At 71.4% G+C, this 19,342-nt stretch carries 19 protein-coding genes; 11 read left to right on the top strand and 8 right to left on the bottom strand.

The genetic code is table 11. The features are described from left to right. Positions 1 to 88: 88 nt before the first annotated feature. On the bottom strand, positions 89 to 1,873 hold the full coding sequence (locus tag MYF83_RS27875) for a DEAD/DEAH box helicase (protein ID WP_248963690.1): 1,785 nt from the start codon (positions 1,871 to 1,873) through the stop codon (positions 89 to 91). Positions 1,874 to 2,337: 464 nt separating this feature from the next. On the opposite strand from MYF83_RS27875, the gene MYF83_RS27870 reads away from it, so the two are divergent. Next, on the top strand, positions 2,338 to 3,081 hold the full coding sequence (locus MYF83_RS27870) for a ferritin-like fold-containing protein (RefSeq protein WP_248963689.1): 744 nt from the start codon (positions 2,338 to 2,340) through the stop codon (positions 3,079 to 3,081). A 360-nt stretch (positions 3,082 to 3,441) separates the two neighbouring features. Here the strand turns inward: MYF83_RS27870 and MYF83_RS27865 are convergent, their stop codons facing one another. The 4 genes from MYF83_RS27865 to ligD all read right to left on the bottom strand — a co-directional run bounded on the left by MYF83_RS27865 (position 3,442) and on the right by ligD (position 5,707). Continuing rightward, a complete protein-coding gene (locus MYF83_RS27865; protein ID WP_248963688.1) occupies positions 3,442 to 3,672 on the bottom strand; it encodes a DUF3107 domain-containing protein in 231 nt (76 codons plus the stop codon). 97 nt (positions 3,673 to 3,769) lie between these two features. Continuing rightward, positions 3,770 to 4,390 (bottom strand): TetR/AcrR family transcriptional regulator, encoded by a 621-nt coding sequence (locus MYF83_RS27860; protein WP_248963687.1) that lies wholly within the window; start codon positions 4,388 to 4,390, stop codon positions 3,770 to 3,772. Positions 4,391 to 4,501: 111 nt separating this feature from the next. Next, positions 4,502 to 4,735, bottom strand: coding sequence for an Rv3202a family protein (locus tag MYF83_RS27855; protein ID WP_248963686.1), 234 nt, complete (start codon positions 4,733 to 4,735; stop codon positions 4,502 to 4,504). A 63-nt stretch (positions 4,736 to 4,798) separates the two neighbouring features. Then, entirely contained in the window at positions 4,799 to 5,707 is a 909-nt protein-coding gene (gene ligD / locus MYF83_RS27850) for a non-homologous end-joining DNA ligase (protein ID WP_248963685.1), read from the bottom strand. Between the two features lie 177 nt (positions 5,708 to 5,884). On the opposite strand from ligD, the gene ku reads away from it, so the two are divergent. After that, positions 5,885 to 6,808, top strand: a complete 924-nt coding sequence (ku, locus tag MYF83_RS27845) for a non-homologous end joining protein Ku (RefSeq protein ID WP_248963684.1) — start codon at positions 5,885 to 5,887, stop codon at positions 6,806 to 6,808. A 279-nt stretch (positions 6,809 to 7,087) separates the two neighbouring features. On the opposite strand, the gene MYF83_RS27840 is transcribed toward ku, so the two are convergent. After that, on the bottom strand, positions 7,088 to 7,639 hold the full coding sequence (locus MYF83_RS27840) for a hypothetical protein (RefSeq protein WP_248963683.1): 552 nt from the start codon (positions 7,637 to 7,639) through the stop codon (positions 7,088 to 7,090). A gap of 322 nt (positions 7,640 to 7,961) precedes the next feature. On the opposite strand from MYF83_RS27840, the gene MYF83_RS27835 reads away from it, so the two are divergent. Both MYF83_RS27835 and moeZ read left to right on the top strand, forming a co-directional pair. After that, positions 7,962 to 8,927, top strand: a complete 966-nt coding sequence (locus MYF83_RS27835; RefSeq protein ID WP_248963682.1) for an alpha/beta fold hydrolase — start codon at positions 7,962 to 7,964, stop codon at positions 8,925 to 8,927. A 115-nt stretch (positions 8,928 to 9,042) separates the two neighbouring features. Continuing rightward, positions 9,043 to 10,221 (top strand): adenylyltransferase/sulfurtransferase MoeZ, encoded by a 1,179-nt coding sequence (gene moeZ, locus MYF83_RS27830; RefSeq protein WP_248963681.1) that lies wholly within the window; start codon positions 9,043 to 9,045, stop codon positions 10,219 to 10,221. Positions 10,222 to 10,278: 57 nt separating this feature from the next. Here moeZ and MYF83_RS27825 read toward each other — a convergent pair whose 3' ends face one another. Next, the gene (locus MYF83_RS27825) at positions 10,279 to 10,584 is read right to left on the bottom strand and encodes a winged helix-turn-helix domain-containing protein (protein ID WP_248963680.1); all 306 of its coding nucleotides are present in this window, start codon (positions 10,582 to 10,584) and stop codon (positions 10,279 to 10,281) included. Further along, the gene (locus MYF83_RS27820) at positions 10,584 to 11,078 is read right to left on the bottom strand and encodes a hypothetical protein (RefSeq protein ID WP_248963679.1); all 495 of its coding nucleotides are present in this window, start codon (positions 11,076 to 11,078) and stop codon (positions 10,584 to 10,586) included. Before MYF83_RS27820 ends, MYF83_RS27825 begins: the two co-directional genes overlap by 1 nt. A 128-nt stretch (positions 11,079 to 11,206) precedes the next feature. Between MYF83_RS27820 and MYF83_RS27815 the strand changes: the two genes are divergently transcribed. The 7 genes from MYF83_RS27815 (at position 11,207) to MYF83_RS27785 (ending at position 19,174) form a co-directional block, all read left to right on the top strand. Continuing rightward, entirely contained in the window at positions 11,207 to 11,926 is a 720-nt protein-coding gene (locus MYF83_RS27815; protein WP_248963678.1) for a hypothetical protein, read from the top strand. Next, positions 11,920 to 13,215, top strand: coding sequence for a S8 family serine peptidase (locus MYF83_RS27810; protein ID WP_308201509.1), 1,296 nt, complete (start codon positions 11,920 to 11,922; stop codon positions 13,213 to 13,215). The genes MYF83_RS27815 and MYF83_RS27810 overlap by 7 nt, the downstream gene beginning before the upstream one ends. A gap of 9 nt (positions 13,216 to 13,224) precedes the next feature. Further along, on the top strand, positions 13,225 to 14,133 hold the full coding sequence (locus MYF83_RS27805) for a hypothetical protein (protein WP_248963677.1): 909 nt from the start codon (positions 13,225 to 13,227) through the stop codon (positions 14,131 to 14,133). After that, positions 14,127 to 15,305, top strand: coding sequence for a S8 family serine peptidase (locus MYF83_RS27800; RefSeq protein ID WP_248963676.1), 1,179 nt, complete (start codon positions 14,127 to 14,129; stop codon positions 15,303 to 15,305). Before MYF83_RS27805 ends, MYF83_RS27800 begins: the two co-directional genes overlap by 7 nt. A 124-nt stretch (positions 15,306 to 15,429) precedes the next feature. Further along, the gene (locus MYF83_RS27795) at positions 15,430 to 15,804 is read left to right on the top strand and encodes a hypothetical protein (protein WP_248963675.1); all 375 of its coding nucleotides are present in this window, start codon (positions 15,430 to 15,432) and stop codon (positions 15,802 to 15,804) included. Then, on the top strand, positions 15,792 to 16,106 hold the full coding sequence (locus MYF83_RS27790) for an MGMT family protein (RefSeq protein WP_248963674.1): 315 nt from the start codon (positions 15,792 to 15,794) through the stop codon (positions 16,104 to 16,106). The genes MYF83_RS27795 and MYF83_RS27790 overlap by 13 nt, the downstream gene beginning before the upstream one ends. Positions 16,107 to 16,177: 71 nt before the next feature. After that, entirely contained in the window at positions 16,178 to 19,174 is a 2,997-nt protein-coding gene (locus tag MYF83_RS27785; protein WP_248963673.1) for a CDP-glycerol glycerophosphotransferase family protein, read from the top strand. The last annotated feature ends 168 nt before the right edge of the window (positions 19,175 to 19,342 follow it).

The following is a 19,342-nucleotide window of genomic DNA, read 5'->3' as shown; positions in this document are numbered from 1 at the left end:
TGGGCATGTCGTTCGAAACGGCGGGCCGCCGCGAGGCGTCCCGCCGTTCTGGCCGCTCAGGGCCGTGGTTCTTCATACGCCGCCTGCTTCAGCCCCTCCGGGGACGCTGGTACGACGGCCGGCGGCGCTGCTGGACGCGCTCGGAGGCCGCGGAGGGTGCCACGTCATCGTCCGTCGCCAGGTCGGGCGACTGGAAGATGATCGAGAACGGAGTGGGCGGGGTGATCCGCTCCGGCTCGGGGCGAGCGACGGGCGCCTCGGGCACGACGGGCGCCGGCGGCGCCGTCGCTTCGAACTCCTCGGCGCCGATGAGCGCCTCCTGGGCGGCGGGCGCTGTCGCGCCGTCGTCCTCCACCGCGGAGGGTGCGACCTCGGCCAGCGCCTCCGTCAGCGCCACCTTGTTCGCGCCCCTGCGGGCACGCCGCGGGGCCGGAACCTCGGCGGTCACGGCCTCGGTGATCACGGTCTCGGCCGGTGCGGCCGGTTCGGGCGTGCGGACCGTGGCGGGCTCGGGGGCGAGGATGTCGCCCTCCACCGCCAGGTCGTTGTCGAGTGCCTGGCCGGCGTCCAAGGTAGCGAGCTCCGACTGGTCCTGGCCGCCACGGGTGCGGCGGCGCTGGCGGTTGCGGGCCGGGCGCTCGCGGCGCTCGGCGCGGTCGTCCTTGTCACGGCGCTCGTCTTTGTCGCGACGGTCGCGTGTGCGGTGACGCCCGGTCTCGCCGAGATCCTCGATCTGCTCGGCGTCCAGGCCCGCCCGGGAGCGCTGGGCGCGCGGCAGCACGCCCTTGGTGCCCTCGGGAATGCGCAGGTCGGCGTAGACGTGCGGCGAAGTGGAGTACGTCTCCACCGGCTCGGCGAAGTCGAGGCCGAGGGCGTTGTTGATGACCTTCCAGCGGGTGAGTTCCTCCCACTCGACGAAGGTCACCGCCACGCCCGTGCGCCCTGCCCGGCCGGTGCGGCCGATGCGGTGGACGTAGGTCTTCTCGTCCTGCGGGCAGTCGTAGTTGACGACGTGGGTGACGTCGTCGATGTCGATGCCGCGCGCCGCCACGTCGGTGGCGACCAGGACGTCGATCTTGCCGTTGCGGAAGGCCCGCAGAGCCTGCTCGCGCTGGCCCTGCCCGAGGTCGCCGTGCACGGCCGCCGCGGCGAAGCCGCGCTCCTTGAGCTGCTCGGAGACCATGTCGCAGGCGCGCTTGGTCTCGCAGAACACCATCGTCAGCCCGTGGCCGTCGCACTGCAGCATGCGGCTGACGATCTCGATCTTGTCCATGCGGTGGGTGCGCCAGACGAACTGGGTCGTCTTGGAGACGTCCTCGCTGTCGGCGTCGGCGTTCTCGGCGCGCACGTGCGTCGGGCGCGAGAGGTAGCGGCGCGAAAGCTGGACGATCTCGCCCGGCATGGTCGCCGAGAACAGCATGGTCTGCCGCTCGGCGGGGACGAGCTTGATGATGCGCTCGATGTCGGGCAGGAAGCCCAGGTCGAGCATGCGGTCGGCCTCGTCCAGGACCAGCATGGCCACCTGGCTCAGGTCGAGGTGCTTCTGCTTCACCAGGTCGAGAAGGCGGCCCGGCGTGCCGACGATGACGTCCACGCCCTGCTTGAGCGCCTCGATCTGCGGCTCGTAGGCCCGCCCGCCGTAGACGGTCAGGATGCGCGAGCCGAGCTTGCCACCGGCGACGACGAGGTCCTCGGTGACCTGCAGGGCCAGCTCGCGGGTCGGGACGACCACAAGGCCGCGGGGCTTCTTGCGGTTCTTGCGGGGCTTGCCGACGCGCTGCAGCATCGCCACGCCGAAGGCGTAGGTCTTGCCGGTGCCGGTGCGCGCCTGGCCGATGACGTCCTGCCCGCTGATCGCGAGGGGAAGGGCCATCTCTTGAATGGGAAAGGGTGAAGTGATGCCCTCTGTCTCGAGGGCATCAGCGATCTCGGGTATGACTCCAAGGTCTCGGAACGTGGTCAGCTCGGCCTGCCTAGGTCTCCTGCGAAGGCGGGCTTCCGGGACCGCTGGCAGGAAGTGACCTCGTGCCGGGTCCGCGCGGAAAAGCCAACCCTCATCTCGTCTCGGCGACCGCCGCGGCATAGCGCGCGTGGGGGCTATCAGGCGATGATCTCCCTGAATACATACTGCGGTCGCACTCTTACAGGGCAGTGTACTCGATACCACAAGAGCGAGCCGATTTCTTGGTGTTCGACGCCGTGCGCGGCCGTGTCGCAGGGGTTGTTCCGGCTGTTCTCCGGGGGTGCTCCGGGGTGTGCGTCTCATCTTTCGGCCGGGCGTTTCTCGCCCGCTGGGCGGGGGTCCACGGCGCGGGGCGATCCTCGTACGCTGCATCCATGAGTGATTCCCCTGCCGGTGTGATCGATCTGCTCGGCGTCCTCGCCTACGCCGAGCTGACCGCGTTCCTCAGGCTCGCCGAGGACGCCGCCACTCTCGCTCCGTCGCTGACCGACCGGGCCGAGCTCAGCGATCTGGCCGCCGTCGAGTACGCCCACTTCCGGGTCCTGCGCGACCGGCTGTCCTGGCTCGGGGCGGATCCGGAGGAGGCCATGGCGCCGTTCGTGTCCTCCCTGGACGACTGGCATGCCCAGACCCGGCCGGGCGACTGGCTGGAGGCCCTGGTCAAGGCCTACGTCGGCACCGGCATCGCGGGCGACTTCTACCGCGAGGCCGCCCGGCACGTCGATCCGCAGACCCGCAAGCTGGTGGAGGAGGTGCTGGCCGAGGAGGTCCGCTCGGAGTTCGTGGTGGAGCGGGTGCGCGCGGCGCTGGCCGAGAACCCCAAGCTGACCGGCAGGCTCGCGCTGTGGGCGCGGCGCATGGTGGGGGAGGCGCTGAGCCAGGCCCACAGGGTCGCGGCGGCCCGCCCCGACCTTGCCCTGCTGCTCGTCTCCGCCGGGGCCTCCGCTGAGAGGGCGCCGGGGGACGGGGCGCCAGGCGACGCGGGTGATCAGGCGGCCGGCAGTGATCCGCGAGGTGGGGTGGACATGGATCTGGTCGAGGTGGGCCGGCTGTTCGCCCGGCTCACCGAGCAGCACGGCAGGCGCATGTCGGCACTCGGGCTCGTGCCGGGGCCATGAAACCCCCGGTTTCGGACTTCTGGCCGATTAGGTCCGGTGATCGAGGGCGCGAATGGCCCGAGCGGTTGTAGCGTGCGAACATGAGGGCCTCGCGCCGCTACGGCAGTTTCCTGATGAGATGTGGACCGAACCGCTGGACCTCCCGGCCGGTGTTGCGAAGGGGGAGCGCCGGCTGCCCGGCAGTCAGTCACAAGCGGGATGAAGCGCGGCCGGCACGCCGGCCCTGTGGTTGCTCGCTCGCCTCGCGAGAGGAGTGCGCGGGCCTGTGAGCCCGCCGCGGTCGTCGCCGGGGGCCTGAAGCAGTGGGCCCCCGCTTCCCGCCCCGGCGCTTTGGGGAGCAAGCCCCCCAAAGCGCCTGGTTCAGAGGGTGCCGCCGAAACCGACTGGACGTGACTCGTCCCCGCCGATCTCCACGAAACCGAGCGCGGAGACGGGCACGATCACGCGCCGTCCCTTCACGTCGGTGACGGAGAAGACCCCTCGATCGGCCGCCAGGGAGTTTCGGAGTTCCTGCTCCACCTCTTCAGTGGACAGGTCGGTCTCAACGATGATCTCTCGGTGTACGGAGCGTACGCCGATCTTGATTTCCATCGGGCTCCCTTTCGACGCGGAAGACTGCTGGTCCCATCGTCGCTCTTCGGGGACCGCCTGACCGCGTTGATCGCGTCAAGCGAACAATGATCTGGCCTCAGCTGGTGCGGGGGAAGCCGCCGATGCCCCTCCAGGCCAGGCGGGCCATGAGCTGCGTCGCGACGTCCTTGGGGATGGAACCGTGGCTGGCCAGCCAGTAACGCGCGCTCACCTCGGCCATGCCGACCAGGCCGACGCCGAGGAGGTGGGCTTCGTCGCTGGAGCAGCCGGTGTCCTCCTGGATCACCTGGCTGATCATCTCGGCGCTCTCGCTCAGCGAGCGCTCCATGCGCTGGCGCACCGGAGCGACGTTGCGCAGGTCGGACTCGAAGACCAGGCGGAAGGCCTCACCCTGGCTGGAGACGAAGTCGAAGAACGCCCCGATGGCCGCCTGGACGCGCTGCTTGTTGTCGGTCGTGGAGGCGAGCGCCTCCCGGCAGCGGTTGGCCATGTCGTCGACGTGGACGTCGAGCAGGGCCAGGTAGAGCTCCAGCTTGCCCGGGAAGTGCTGGTAGAGAACCGGCTTGCTCACCCCGGCCCGCTCGGCGATCTCGTCCATCGCGGCCGCGTGGTAGCCGTTCTCCACGAAGACCTCTTGCGCCGCGCTCAGCAACTGGCGCCGGCGGGCCATCCGGGGCAGCCGGGTGCCCCGGGGCTTGGCGTCCGGGGTAGCGGTCACGGGCTTCTCCTTGCAGGCGGTTCACGCGCCGCGCGACCGGTGGTCGCGCGGCGGTTCGTGCTGATCGTGGATCCGGTACGGGGTTGACATCCTACGCGCGGGTAATCCGGATCAGCGATAGTCGTCGTCGCCCAGATCCACGACACGCTCCTGGTCTGCGGCGTCGGCCGGATCGGCGTCGTAGGGGATCTCCAGCGGCCACTCGCGCCGTTCGTCGCGGATGGTCAGGTGCTGCTCGATGGCGTCCGCCTCGGGGACCTCGGTCTCGAGCTCGTCCGCGACGTCGTCGAGGGGCTCCAGCGCGTCGAGCGGGACGTCGTGCCCGCCCATATCCATCTCCGACATCTTCCGTCCCCTCCATTGGCGGCGAACTTCGAGTCGCCCGCTCCATACCCCGATGCGTCCAGACTAAGGCTCGTCTCCGGCCTTGCTCCGTTCCGGCGGCACCATGAGGTCGCCGAACCGCTCGACCCGGTCCAGGACGTCCCCGGCTGTGAAGACCAGGTCGTCCGGGCGGGTGCACCCCTCCACCTCCTCCCAGGTGATCGGCGTGGAGGCGGTGGGGATCGGATTGGCGCGCAGGGAGTAAGGGGTGACGGTGGTCTTGGCGGGATTGTTCTGGCTCCAGTCGATGAAGACCTTGCCCGGGCGCAGCTTCCTCGCCATCTGGCTCACGACCTCCTCCGGCCGCTCCTTCTCCAGCCGCTGGGCGATCGCCTTGGCGTACTCCGAGGGTTTCTCCTCGCGGCCGGCCCAGGGCACGTACACCTGCATGCCCTTGTTCCCACTGGTCTTCGGGCAGCCCACGAGGCCGTCCTCGCGCAGCACCTCCCGCAGCCGCAGCGCGACCTCGCAGCACTCGACGATCGTCGCCGGGGCGCCGGGGTCGAGGTCGAACACCATGGTGTCGGGTTCCTGCGCGCGGCCTTCCTCGTCGACCCGCCACATGGGGGTGTGGAACTCCAGGGCGGCGAGCCCGGCGAAGTAGACCAGTGTGGGCAGGTCGTCCACGATGGCGTACTCGATGGTGTCGCGGTCCTTGGTGCTGCCCGGGACTGGCAGCCGGGCGGTGCGGACCCACGCCGGGGTGTGCGCGGGGCGGTTCTTCTCGAAGAAGAACTGCCCGTCCACGCCGCCGGGGTAGCGTTTGACCGTCAGCGGGCGCCCGTTCAGGTGGGCCAGCATGGCGGGTGCGACGCGGCTGTAGTAGTCGATCACCTCGGCCTTGGTGAATCCCGCTTCCGGGTACAGCACCTTGTCCAGGTTCGTCAGGGTCATCTCCCGGTGATCGACCCTGACCCGGACCTTCTGCGTCACGTCCACCACTTCCCCTGAGGTTTCTTTTCCCGTGCTGACGTCCGGCGCCGGTCCAGCAGATCGTGGCTTGACCGGATACGGCATTCCACACTGGGTATCTGCCCATTTAGATACTGCTTTGCGCCCTTGCCACTATCGAACTTGGGTTCGATAGTGGGGCTGAGGTGAGGAGAAGTCATGCGTAGCATCTGGAAGGGTGCCATCTCGTTCGGTCTTGTCACGATCCCCGTGAAGCTCTATTCGGCCACCGAGCAGAAGGACGTGTCGTTCCACCAGGTGCACCGCGAGGACGCCGGCCGCATCAAGTACAAGCGGGTGTGCAGCATCGACGGCGAGGAGGTGCCGTACTCCGAGATCGCCAAGGGGTACGAGCTGCCCGGCGGAGAGATGGTCGTGCTCACCGACGAGGACTTCGCCGACCTGCCGCTCAGCACCTCGCGCCGCATCGACGTGCTCCAGTTCACTCCGGCCGACCAGCTCGACCCGATCTTGTTCAACAAGTCCTACTACCTGGAGCCCGAGGCCGCGGGCGTGAAGCCGTACATCCTGCTTCGCGACGCCCTGGAGCGCACGGGGCAGGTGGCGATCGTGAAGGTCGCGCTGCGCCAGCGCGAGTCGCTCGCCGCTCTGCGCATCCGTGACGGCGTGTTCGTGCTGGAGACGATGCTGTGGCCCGACGAGGTCCGCGAGCCCGGCTTCGCGTTCGTGGACGAGGACGTCGAGGTCCGCCCGCAGGAGCTGCAGATGGCCGAGTCGCTGATCGACACCATGGCGGGGGAGTTCGACCCCACCGAGTACCACGACGCCTATCGCCAGGCGCTCGAGCAGGTCATCGAGGCCAAGGTGGCGGGCAAGGAGCTCGTGCGGCCGGAGGCGGCCGAGGAGGCGGGGCCGGCGGTCGACCTGATGGCGGCTCTGCGGGCGAGCGTCGACGCGGCCAAGCGTGAGCGCGAGGGCGCGAAGGAGAAGGTCCCGGCCGGGGCGGAGAAGAAGAAGGCCGCCGCGAAATCCGCCGGGGCTGCCGAGAGCCAGGCGGACGAAAAGGGCGAAAAGGACAGCAAGAAGCAGGCGCCCAAGCGCCGCGCCCGCAAGACCGCCTGAACGTCTGACCGCCTGCCTCGCGGCCGACTGGTCGGCCGCCTTACCGCCTGGCGCATTCCCGTGATTTCCGATTAGGAGTTTTCGACGATTCGCTGGATTTAGGAAAGGTCGGTGGCAGGGTTCGCCGGATTACGGAAAGGCCGGCGGAAAGGGCCCGGAAAGGCCGGTGGCAAGCAAGGGGAAGGCCCCGGAGCGGCGTTGCTCCGGGGCCTTCCGTGATGTGCCAGGCGGCCGGCTTCCGGACGGGTTACCGCCCGGAAGGCCGCCTAGGTTCCTTGGTTACTTGCTGTCGTGGTCGTCGTGGTGCTTCTTGAGGTTGTGGTGGTGGTGGTGGTGTTGCGGCTTGAAGTGGTGGTGGCGGTTGTGACGGTCATCACGGAAGAAGTCCTGGTGCCCGCCGCCCTGGCTGTGGTGGCCGATGATGGCGCGGAAGAAGCGCGCCTCTACGACCTTGAAGAAGCAGTTGCGGTGACCGCCCCCGTGGCTGTGGTGGTGCCGGCGGTGGTGACGGCTGTTGTGGCTATGGCCCTTACCGCCCCAGCCACCGCCGTCGAAGCCGCCGTCGCCGTCGAAGTCGCCGAAGTCGCCGTGGTGGCCGCCGTGGTGGCCGCCGTGGTGGCCGCCGCCGTGGTGGCAGTGGCCACCACCCTCGAAGCCGCCGCCGCCGCCGCCGCCGCCGAAGCCGCCGAAGTCGTCCCCCCAGCCGAAGTTCGTGCCGATGGCCGTGCTCGCGCTCGCGCTCGTGGCCGTGGTGGCGCCGAGACCGGCGAGACCACCAGTGAGTGCCGCGGTGACGGTCAGCATTGCGGCGTATTTCTTGACGTCGGGCATTGCGTTTTCCCCCTTGACGCATCGGGTTGCCCAGCGGATGCATTTACCGGATTTGAAAGTAAATGCCGGGGCGACTCGGTAAGTCGTCCCACATGTCTAGTTTTCCTGGCGACCCATACGACAAACGAGGATCACTGCCTTTTGACAGCTACTTAACCTGCCCTTATGTCTTTCAGATCAATATTTCCCGATATGTCCGTTATTTCCCGTGATCTTGTACCCGCTCCCGACCCCACAGGGCCCCCAGCCCGGGCGGGCGCGGCGCCCAAGGTGTACGGCGGCGGGTTATCGTCAGAACCGAGGGTGAACAGGAGGGGGAGAGATGGTGGAGGAACCGATACCGCATTGGCCAGGTGAGCTGCTCGATCTGGGCGACCTGGCCCTTCACGTCCGGTCGACGCCCGCGGGGCCGCAGGAGAAGGCCGTGCTCGTGCACGGTCTGGCGGGTTCCGCCACTAATTGGACCGACCTGATGGCCGAGCTCCGCGAAGAGGTCAGGGGATACGCCATCGACCTGCCCGGCGCGGGCTACTCTCCCGAGCCGCCCGGCGGCGACTATTCCATCGGGGCGTACGCCGCGGCGGTCACCGCGCTCATCGAGCACGTCGGAGGCCCCGTCCACCTGCTCGGCAACTCGATGGGCGGCGCCGTCTCGGTGCGGGTCGCGGCCACGCGCCCCGACCTGGTGCGCACGCTCACCCTCGTCTCGCCCGCCCTGCCCGACCTGTTTCCCCGGTACGGCCCGGCGCGGGTCGCCATGTCGGCCGCTCCCCGCATCGGCGAGTGGGCGATGACCCGGCTCCGCGCCCTGCCCCCCGAGCGGCGCATCCGGGCGACCATGGAGATGTGTTACGCCGACACCGGCCGGGTGCATCCCGACCGGCTGGAGGACGCCGTGGCCGAGCTGCGCCGCCGCGACGACCTGCCCTACGCGGGGCCGGCGCTGGTGGGTTCGGCCCGCGCCCTGGTGAACGAGTACTTCCGGCGCGGCGCGGAGAACCTCTGGCGGCTGGCCGCGCAGGTGAGCGCCCCCACGCTCGTCGTGCACGGCAGGCACGACCGCCTGGTGGACCCGCGCATGGCCGTGCGGGCCCATCGCACGTTCCCGGACGTCCGGCTGGTGCTCCTGCCGCACGCGGCCCACGTCGCCCAGATGGAGTGCCCCGCGCTGGTGGCCCGCCACGTGCGTGCCCTGATGCAGGACGCCACCAGGCTGGCGGGGGGCGCGGAGGGGGCGAAGAACGCGGAGAATGCCAGGAACGCGGAGGATTCGCTGATCGTCGGATAAGATCGCCGATTCGGGAATGCGAGAGCAACCGGGTTAGGTTGTGACAGACGGCTGGGCGCGTAGCCTGACGGGCGAGCCGCCAATCGAAGAACCCCTGTAACGGGAGCGTAGAACTGTGTCGTTGCCACCGCTGGTAGAGCCGGCCGACGAGCTGACCGTTGACGAGGTGCGCCGCTACTCTCGCCACCTGATCATCCCCGACGTCGGGATGGCCGGGCAGAAGCGGCTGAAGAACGCCAAGGTGCTGTGCGTGGGCGCCGGCGGCCTCGGTTCCCCGGCGTTGATGTACCTCGCCGCGGCCGGTGTCGGCACGCTCGGCGTCGTCGACTTCGACGTCGTTGATGAGTCCAACCTTCAGCGCCAGATCATCCACGGTCAGTCGGACGTCGGCCGGCTGAAGGCCGAGAGCGCCGCCGCGAGCGTGCGCGAGATCAACCCCCTCGTCAACGTCGTGATCCACAATGTCGCTCTCACGACCGACAACGTGCTGGACATCTTCGCCGCCTACGACCTGATCGTGGACGGCACCGACAACTTCGCCACCCGCTACATGGTCAACGACGCGGCCGTGCTGCTGGGCAAGCCCTACATCTGGGGCTCGATCTACCGTTTCGACGGCCAGGCGAGCGTGTTCTGGGCCGAGTACGGGCCCTGCTACCGCTGCCTGTACCCCGAGCCGCCGCCTCCGGGCATGGTGCCGTCCTGCGCCGAGGGCGGCGTCCTCGGCGTGCTGTGCGCCTCCATCGGCTCGGTGCAGGTCAACGAGGCGATCAAGGTGCTGACCGGCATCGGCGAGCCGCTGGTCGGGCGTCTGATGATCTATGACGCGCTGGAGATGAAGTACCGCGACGTCAAGGTCCGCAAGGACCCCGAGTGCCCGCTGTGCGGCAAGAACCCCACGATCACCGAGCTGATCGACTACGAGGCGTTCTGCGGCACGATCTCCGACGAGGCGCAGCAGGCCGCGACGGGCTCCACCATCACCGCGCAGGAGCTCAAGGACATGCAGGACCGCGGCGACGACATCTTCCTGGTCGACGTCCGCGAGCAGAACGAGTACGAGATCGTCAACATCCCCGGCGCCGTGCTGATCCCGAAGGGCGAGTTCCTGCGGGGCACGGCCCTGGAGCTGCTGCCGCAGGACAAGAAGATCATCCTGCACTGCAAGTCGGGCGCCCGCTCCGCCGAGGCGCTGGCGGTCGTCAAGAACGCCGGCTTCTCCGACGCCGTCCACGTCGGCGGCGGCGTGCTGAGCTGGATCAAGACCGTCGATCCCTCGCTCCCGACGTACTGATCGAGACCGCGCCGGCGGCCCGCCCCTCCCGTGTGGAGGGCGCGGGCCGCGGCCGTTCTACTCCCCGGTGAGCGAGAGCCCCGACCGGGCGACGATCTCCTGGAGAGCGGCGACGTGGGCCCGGTACGCCTGGCGGCCCGCGGGCGACAGCTTGAGCCAGGTGCGGGGGCGCTTGCCCACGTGGCCCTTGCGGATCACCACGTATCCGGCCGCCTCCAGCGCGGCGGCGTGCTTGGACAGCACCGAGTCGCTGACCTCCACCTCGTCGCGGACGAAGGAGAACTCGGCCTCCTCGACGGCCGCGAGCAGCGACATGACGCGCAGCCGGGCCGGAGCGTGGATCGCCGGGTCGAGCTCCGCCATCAGCCGCGCTCGATCGTGGCGGCCATGCGGCGGGTGATCCAGCGGGCGACGAGCGGGCCGGTGACCGCCATGTACGCCGTCATGGCGAGCCCGGCGTAGGTGCGCCCGTAGGAGATTCCGGCACCGGACAGGGCGAGGGCGAGCACCATGCAGAGGGCGATGCCCACCAGGAGCCACGCGCCGAAGGCGCCGAGCACCGCCGGGGTGACCAGGCTGCGATGGGGACGCTGCCGGCTGGAGAGCGCCATCGCGGCCACCAGGCCGGCCAGGACCAGCGACAGCAGCGTGATTCCGGTCACCTGCACGGCCGGGGTGGTGCCCGGTTCGGTGCAGTACTGCATGCCGGTGACATAGAGCGCGACGCCCGTGGTGTACCAGCCGGGCCACCATGGCCTGGCCCGGACCATCTTGGCCTGGGCGGCGCGGATCTCGTGGAGGCTGTGCGCGGCGTCCTCGGGGCTGATGTACGCGGCGTCTTCCGGGCTGGCGCTCATGGAGGTCTCCTCGCTGTTTCCAATATGGAAAGTACTTTCTACTTTCCATCCCGTCAAGTACTTTCCAATCGGATCTATGCGGATGGAACGGCCGATGCCTCCCCGCCGGGCGCGTTAAGGTCGGGCACGTGAGTGAGTCGCGTGCCTGGCCGTCCCTGGTGGTGGCGTCGGCGCTCACTTTGATCTGCGCGGTCGTCGTCGGCGTGTCGGCCGGGGCCGTGGGAGCCGAGCTGACCCGGGGTCCCAGCACCGCCGAGCTGCAGCAGGCGTCGGCGGAGGAGACCGCCCGCCGCTGGCAGGCGTGGCCCGCCGGCAAGATCTTTCCCGCGACCCTGCCCTACATCGCCGAGCAGGGCGGCAAGGAGTACGCCCGCCGGGTCGGCATCTCCTCCCGCACCGACTGCGCGGCCGCCGTGGACGCCGCGCTCAGGGGCGCGCTGAAGGCGGCCCGCTGTCAGGCCGTGCTCCGGGCGACCTATCTGGACGCGCTCCAGGGCGTGGTGGTGACCGTCGGCGTCGCGGCCTTCCCCGACCAGGCGTCCGCGCTCGCCGCCCGCGCCGCGTTCCCTCCCGGAGGCGTTCCCTCGCCCGGCCTGCGGGCCCTGGCCTTCCCGCAGAGCGTGGCCGACCGGTTCACCGCCGCCGCCCGCCAGGCGTCCTCTCTGGCGCAGGCCGGGCCGTACCTGGTCCTCACCACGGCGGGCCAGGTCGACGGCAGGCCGGCCCGCTCGGTCGGACACCAGCGCTCCACGATCTTCGCCTTCACCTCCGACCTGGAAGAGCGCGTCCTGACCACGCTGGCCACCCCGGCGCGGCCCGACTGCGCGGGAAAGGACTGGCAGTGCTGAGCGGGGCCGCCGCGCGCCGGGGCGCCGCGCCCGCCCTGGCGGCGGTCCTCACCGTCGCCCTCGCGTCCCTCCTCGCCGCCGTCCTCCTGGCGGGGCCGGCGACGGCCGACCAGGTGCGCGGCAGCCAGCGGCAGGTGCTGCGCACCCTGGACGTGGCCGACGCCTGGCGGGTCACCAGGGGGGCCGGAACGACGGTCGCCGTGCTCGACTCCGGCGTCGACCCCCGCCACCACGACCTGGCCGGCTCGGTGATCACCGGACCCGACCTCACGGTGGGGGCCAACCCCCGCGGAGTCAGGCCGCGCCGCCTGCACGGCACGTACATGGCCTCGCTGATCGCCGGGCACGGGCACGGTCCCGGCAACTCCGACGGGGTGATCGGGGTCGCGCCCGCCGCCAAGGTGCTCTCCGTGCGGGTCATCCTGGAGGACGACGAGCCGGGGTTCCACGACTTCAACTCGCAGGCCCGGTTCGAGAACGTCGTCGCGCGCGGCATCCGGTACGCCGTCGACAAGGGCGCGGACGTCATCAACATGTCGATCTCCAAGGACCAGCCGACCCGGCAGGAGCGCGCGGCGATCCGGTACGCCATCTCCAAGGGCGTCGTCCTGGTGGCCGCGGCCGGCAACGACGGAGCGGGGCGCAAGGACGGCCCGTACTCCTACCCGGCGTCGCTCCCGGGCGTGATCTCGGTGGCGGCGGCGGACCGCGGCATGCACAAGGCGTCGTTCTCCAACCGCAACTCCCTGGTCCTGCTGGCGGCGCCCGGCGTGGACGTCTTCGGCGCCGGGCCCGGCGACCAATACTGGGTCGGCAGGGGCACCTCGCAGGCGACGGCGCTCGTCTCCGGCGTGGCCGCGCTGATCAAGGCGAGGTATCCGCGGATGTCGCCCGCGCTCGTCGCCCAGGCGCTCACGACCGGCGCCACGCGCAGGCCCTCCCGCGGCTACGACCCCGGCATGGGGTTCGGGGTGGTCAACGCGGCGCGCGCGCTCACCGAGGCGGCCAGGCTCGCACGCCATCGCCACATCGCCTCGGGGCCCGGCGTCCAGGATCCCGACCTGCCGATGTCCACCGGTCTGGAGTCCGCTCCCCTCACGCCCGTGCAGGTGGTGCGCCGCGACACGAGCATGATCACCGTGTACGGCGGGGTCGCACTGGCGGCCACGGCGGGCGCCGGCGCGAGCCTCGCCGCGATGGTCTGGCTCATACGGCGGGCCCGGCGCGGGAGGGAACACGACCCGACCCGAGAGCCACAAGGCGACCGGCGGCAGCGAGCGCCGACGTAGCATCGAAGTATGTCGCCTGAGGAGCCACGGCCGCGGCCGGTGACGCCCTGGCCTGCGCGCGCCGGAGGTGCGCGCAGCACGGGCCGGCTCCACGCGGGCGGTGGCGCCGCCGGGAGGGGATCCCGGCCGTGGGTCGGCGCCCGCTCGCGCAGCGCGAGCGTCCAGGCGGCCATGGAGCGCGAGGAACTCGAGCGCGGCATCCGCTTTCGATCCCTGTTCCTGCTGATCATGGGCACGATCCTGGCGATCGCCGCGACCAACGTGCTGCTCGGCGTGGTGGGGGTGCTGCAGGAGACGCGCTCCCGGCCCCTGACGGTCGCCGAGCGGGCGCAGTACGCCGAGCAGGACGTCGCGCGGCGCTGGCACGCCTGGCCGGCCGACACCGTCTTCCCCGCGCAGGTGGAGTACCTCGGCCTTTCCCGGGTGCGGCAGTCGGCCCGGCGCGTGGGCATCGCCCCGGAGGCGCCGTGCGCGTCGGTCGTCGATCCCTCCGTGGCCGCGGTGCTGCGGCAGCACCGCTGCCGCACGATGCTGCGCGCGACCTATGTCGACCAGACCTCGACGTTCGTGGTGACGGTGGGGGTGGCCGTGCTGGCCGACGAGGAGGCCAGGGTCAACACCGCGGCCGACCTGCCCGTGGACGACCGCGTGGGCGTGCGCCCGGTGGCGTTCCCCGGCACGGTCACCGACGGTTTCGGGGCGGCCCAGCGCCAGCGCACCGCCTGGATGGGCGCCGGGCCCTACATCGTCTTCTCCACCGCCGGGTACGCCGACGGACGCCCCCGTGCCGCCGTCGCGCCAGAGGAGATCATGCACAGCGAGCTGTGGCCGACCGCCCAGTCGATCGCCGGGCACATCGCCCGCGGCCTGGCCGCTCCGCCGGAGATCCCCCGCTGCACCCAGGGGAACGTGTGTTGAGGGCGGCGAGCGCCATGGGCGCGGCGCTCGCGCTCGTCGGCCTGCTCGCGGGGCCGGTGACGGCGCAGGACGTGCGCGACCGGCAGCAGTGGGTGCTCGACGCGATCAACGCCGATCGGGCGTGGAAGGTCACCCGTGGTGCCGGGGTGACCGTGGCCGTGCTCGACAGCATCGTCGACACCTCGACGCCGGTGCTGAAGGGCAAGGTCACCGTCGCGCCCGACATGCGCTCGAGCCTGTTCGACGAGGAGCCCTCCGCCACCGGATTGCACGGCACGGCGATGGCCTCCTTGATCGCGGGTTCGGGGCGCGACGGGGGGCTGTCCGGCGTGGCGCCGGACGCGCGCATCCTGTCGGTTCCGGTGATCTCCGAGACGAACCCTGAGAACAACGTCGTGGAGCCCGACGACGGCCTCGGGCTGCCGACCGAGAGCCCGCTGTCGAGGGCGTTGCGCTATGCGACCGACCACGGGGCCCAGGTCATCAGCATGTCGCTCGGGGAGTACGCCACGCAGCGCTCCGATCGCCAGGCGGTCGCGTACGCGCTGGCGCGCGGCGTGGTCCTGGTGGCGGCCGTGGGCAACGACGGCGACTCCGCGGCGGCGCGCAGGCTCGGCACCTCGTTCTGGAGCTTCCCGGCGGGCTATGCCGGGGTGATCGGCGTCGGCGCGGTGGACAAGCAGGGCAGGCCGGCGCAGTTCAGCAGTGACAACCTCTCGGTTCTGGTCGGCGCGCCGGGCGTCGCCGTTCCGGCGGCGATTCCGGGGGGCGGCTACCAGGACGTGGAGGGGAGCAGCGCCTCGACGGCGCTGGTCGCGGGAGTCGCTGCGCTAATAAAAGCGGAATATCCCAACTTGACTCCTGAATTGGTCGCCCGCGCTCTCGCATCCAGCGCGCGGAGCCGGCCCGAGGCCGGTTATGACGACAAGGTGGGATTCGGCGTCGTGGACGCGGCGGCCGCCCTCACCCGCGCCGGCGAACTCGTGGGATACCGGAGTTCGGTCGCCGTGCGGGACGGCCTCCATTTCGGAAACGGCACGGCGGCGCCCGCGCCCACACCGCCCGGGCCCGATCCTGTGCGACTCTGGGTCTACGGCGCGGGCGTCCTTCTCGGGCTCGGGGCCTTCGGCACCGCCGTGGTCGTGCTCACCCGGCGATCAGAACGGCAATGATCACATGACGGATGCGATCGGAGCGCTTTTTGGCCGCCGTTCGGCGGCATTTCGGATGCGGTCTGACCGAACTCCGCTTTTCCCGTACCAGGGAACGGTAAAGGTTCGCTAGGGTTCCCGTCTCGTGGGATACGAGTTGCGCGTACAACGCGAATCGCCGCTCGCCTACGCCGAGCTCACGAAGGTGACGGCGTCGGCGGACGCCGGCCTGGAACTGCGCGGAACGCCGGAGGACGGCGCGGTCTTCGCGCGCCACGGCGACGCCGAGCACGCCATCGCCATCTGGCGGGGGCGCCTGTTCGGGGAGCCGACCTCCGACTGGCAGGTCGCCCAGCTGGCGCGCCTGGCCGGGCTGATCGGCGGCAGCCTCGTCGGCGAGGACGGCGAGACGTACGGCATCCGCGAGGGCATCGTCGAGCAGGTGAACGGGGAGGCGACCTACGAGTTCGGCAAGGTCGAGGAGATCCTCTCCCTCGGCCCCGCCCAGTGGAGCACGTGACCGGCGACCCGAACCCCTTCGCCGAGCGGGTGCTCGACCTGGTCGAGCGCATCCCGCCGGGAAAGGTCATGGCCTACGGGGACATCGCCGAATACCTCGGTGAGGGCGGCCCGCGGCAGGTCGGCCGGGTGATGTCCACCTGGGGTGGCGGCGTGCCCTGGTGGCGCGTCGTGCGCGCGGACGGCAGCCCCGTCCAGGGACACGAGAGCAGCTGCCTGTCCCATTGGAGGCAGGAGGGCACGCCCATGAGAGGCGAGCGGGCCGACATGCGCCACGCCCGATGGCACGGTGATCACCGGTGAGTTCACAGTAAGTCGCATTACCATTCCAGGTACGCCCCTTGCGGTCCGACTGGAAAGGCGGTGCCTCCCCGATGGCCACCGGTGCCACGCCTGCGCGGACCGGCGACATCGTCGCCGACCGGCTGCGGGCCGCCCAGGACCTCTATGACAGGGGAGAGCCGCTCGACGCCCTGATCGCGGCCGTCCACGCCGCGGGGCTGACCCGCGCCGAGCGCCGCAGGCTGCACTACGAGGCGCTCAACGGGCCCCTGGCCCTGCGCCTGGAGACCGCCGCCCGCAGGGACGCCACCCGCCTTCGGCACGCCATCGACCTGCTGCGCGACTACCTCGCCGAGGTCGGCTCCTCGGTCAAGCGCAGCCTGCCGGTCGCCCGCCGGCTCGCCTACCACCTCATCGAGCACCGCGACCCGAGGGCCCTCGCCGAGGGCGACGAGCTCGCGGGCCTGGTCGCCGCCACGGCCGAACCGTCCAAAAGGGTGCGCCGCGGCCTCGCCTGGTACGCCGACCTGCCCGTCAACGCGCCGGCCTCGCTGTTCCGCCTGCGCGGGTCCGACCTGGTCCCGGTGACGGAGGTCGCCGACGTCTCCTGGCACGACGGCCGGCTTCGCGTCACCGGCCACGCCTACCTCATCGGGCTGTCGGTGCGCAGCCGGCGTCTCAACCGCGCGACCGTGGTCCTGCGCGGCCCCCGCTGGGTGCCGCCGATCGCGGCCCGCACCCGCCGCGTCTACCGCCCGCAGGCCACCCACGACGCCGGCGAGCCGGGCTGCAACTACGACTGGGCCGGGTTCGTGGCCGAGATCCGCCCGTGGTCGCTGCGCTGGCGGGTGGCGATCCGCGCGGCCGTCCACGGCGCCCAGCGACTGCTGCGCGGCCGGCCGGCGGTTCCCGACACGACCACCTGGCGCGCCGACATCGTGATCTGGAGCCGGGGCGCGCGGGCCACCGGCGCCCTGCGCGGCCCGGTCATGGGCCGCACCGAGCGCCCGCCCGGGCTGGCCGTCCGTCCCGGCTGGTGGGTGCGCCCCGCGTGGACCTCCGACCGGGCGCTGCAGATCGTGCTCCAGCCGACCCGGGCCGAGCTCACGGGCGTGACGCACGACGGCGGCGACCAGATCGAGCTGGCGGGCTTCCTGCCGGGCACGACGGTCACCAAGGGCAGGGCCCGCCTCGGCGGCCATCGCATGGCGGCCGACTTCACCCCGGCCGAGGGCGGCACCCGCTTCTCGGTGGCGCTCGCCGTGCCCGCGCTGATGAAGGAGCGCGATGCCCGCAGGCTCTGGATCGAGCCCAAAGGAGATCCCGCCGCACCGGTCATGATCGACGACGACGCCGAGACGCGCGTCGGCCTGGACCGCCGTGAGGTCACCGTGCTGCGCGACCGCCGCGACCGGGTGGTGGTCTCGGCGCACCGAGTCTGGCCGGTCATCACCTCGGCCCAGTGGGGCGACGACGGCGTCCTGACCCTCTCGGGCACCTACCCCGACCCCGACCCCGGGCAGCGTGAGCTGGTGCTGCGCCAGCGTGCCGGCCTGACCTACCGCCTGCCGCTCGACCGCTCCGGGCCCGCGTTCTCCGTGCGCATCCCGCCCGGGGCGATGCCGAGGTTCGGCGGCACGGTGGCGCTGGCGTCGGGCACCTGGAGCCTGTCGGTGGCGGGCGGCAAGGGCACGACCGCGCCCCTGCGGGTGGACCACCCCTTGCTCGACACCCTGGACGAGGGCGTCCACATCGTGGGCGACCGGGAGTACCGCCTGGTGGCGACACGGTTCGACGTGCCCGTGCTGGTGGCCGCCGAACGCCTGCCCGACGACGAGAAGGGGGCGAGCGGCCTGTGGGCGCTGCGCAGGGTGCACTACCCCGCCGAGCGGCGCCGCGAGCTGCGTGAGGCGACGGTGTACGTCTCGTTCGACGGCCGGTCGTACTCCGACAACGCCAGGGCGGTCTACGAGGAGCGGCTGCGCCGGGGCGACGACCGCGAGCACATCTGGGTCGTCAAGGACGGGGCGTTCGTGCCGCCGGACTCCGCCGCTCTGGGTTCAGGCCCGGGCATCGTGCCTACGGTGGTGCGCGAGGGCAGCCGCGAGCACTACACCGCGCTGGCCCGGTCGCGCCACATCATCACCAACACCATGCTGCCGCAGTGGTTCCGCGCCCGCGAGGACCAGATCTGCGTGCAGACCTGGCATGGCACGCCGCTCAAGCGCGTCGGCGGTGACCAGCGCCACATGTCGCGCGAGCCGAGGCCGGCCGCGTGGTACCGCCAGGCCGCCGAGGTGGCCAACTGGGACCTGCTGGTCACGCAGAGCCCGTGGGCCTCGGAGGTGCTGCGCCGCGCCTTCGGGTACGGCGGCGAGATCCTGGAGCCGGGTTACCCGCGCAACGACGTGCTGACCTCGCCCGAGCGGGCCGAGCTGGCGGCGGCGGTGCGGCGCAGCCTCGGCGTGCCGGCGGGCAAGCGGGTGGTGCTGTACGCCCCGACCTGGCGTGACGCGGACCGCAGGAGCGCTTCGGTGCGGCTCGACCTGGCGGAGGCCAGGCGGGTGCTCGGCCGTGACCACGTGCTGCTCGTCCGCGGGCACATGATGCAGGCGCCGCCGGTGTCCCCCGGGCTGGTGGTCCCTGGGCCGGCCTCCCTGGTCCGGCCAGGGCCGATGAGCAGGGAGTATCCCTTCGCCCTCGACGTCACGACATATCCAGACATGGCCGATCTGCTGCTGATCGCGGACGTGCTGATCACCGACTACTCCTCGGTGATGTTCGACTTCGCGGTGACCCGCCGCCCGATGGTCTTCTTCGGCTACGACCTCGACCGCTACCGCAACACCCGCGGCCTCTACCTCGACCTGCGCACCCAGGCCCCCGGCCCGCTGCTGGCCGAGGGCGGCGACGTGATCGAGGCCGTACGCCTGATCGACGCGCTCTCCGGCGACTACGCCGACCGCTACGAGGACTTCGTGCGCACCTACGCTCCCCGGGACGACGGCAAGGCCACCGCGCGCCTCGTCGACCACGTCTTCACGGCCTCACCCGAGCCGCCCCCCGTCCTGCGCAGGCCGGCCCGATGACCGTCCCGATGGGCGTGCTCCTCGCCTGCCTGGCCGTCCTCGTGCTCGCCGGGGCCGTGGCCCTGCTCGTCCGCCGGCGGGGCCGCCCCGCGACGGGCCGCCGCACGCCACGTCCGGGGCGGCCGCCGCGGCGCGGGGCACCGCCGCCGGGGCGCAAGAGCCGTCCCG

Origin of the sequence: Sphaerisporangium perillae, from assembly GCF_023276435.1 — a bacterium.
GTDB classification, from domain to species: Bacteria; Actinomycetota; Actinomycetes; order Streptosporangiales; family Streptosporangiaceae; genus Sphaerisporangium; species Sphaerisporangium perillae.
The sequence above is the reverse complement of the archived record's forward strand: the minus strand, read 5'-3'. Positions and strand labels throughout refer to the sequence as shown.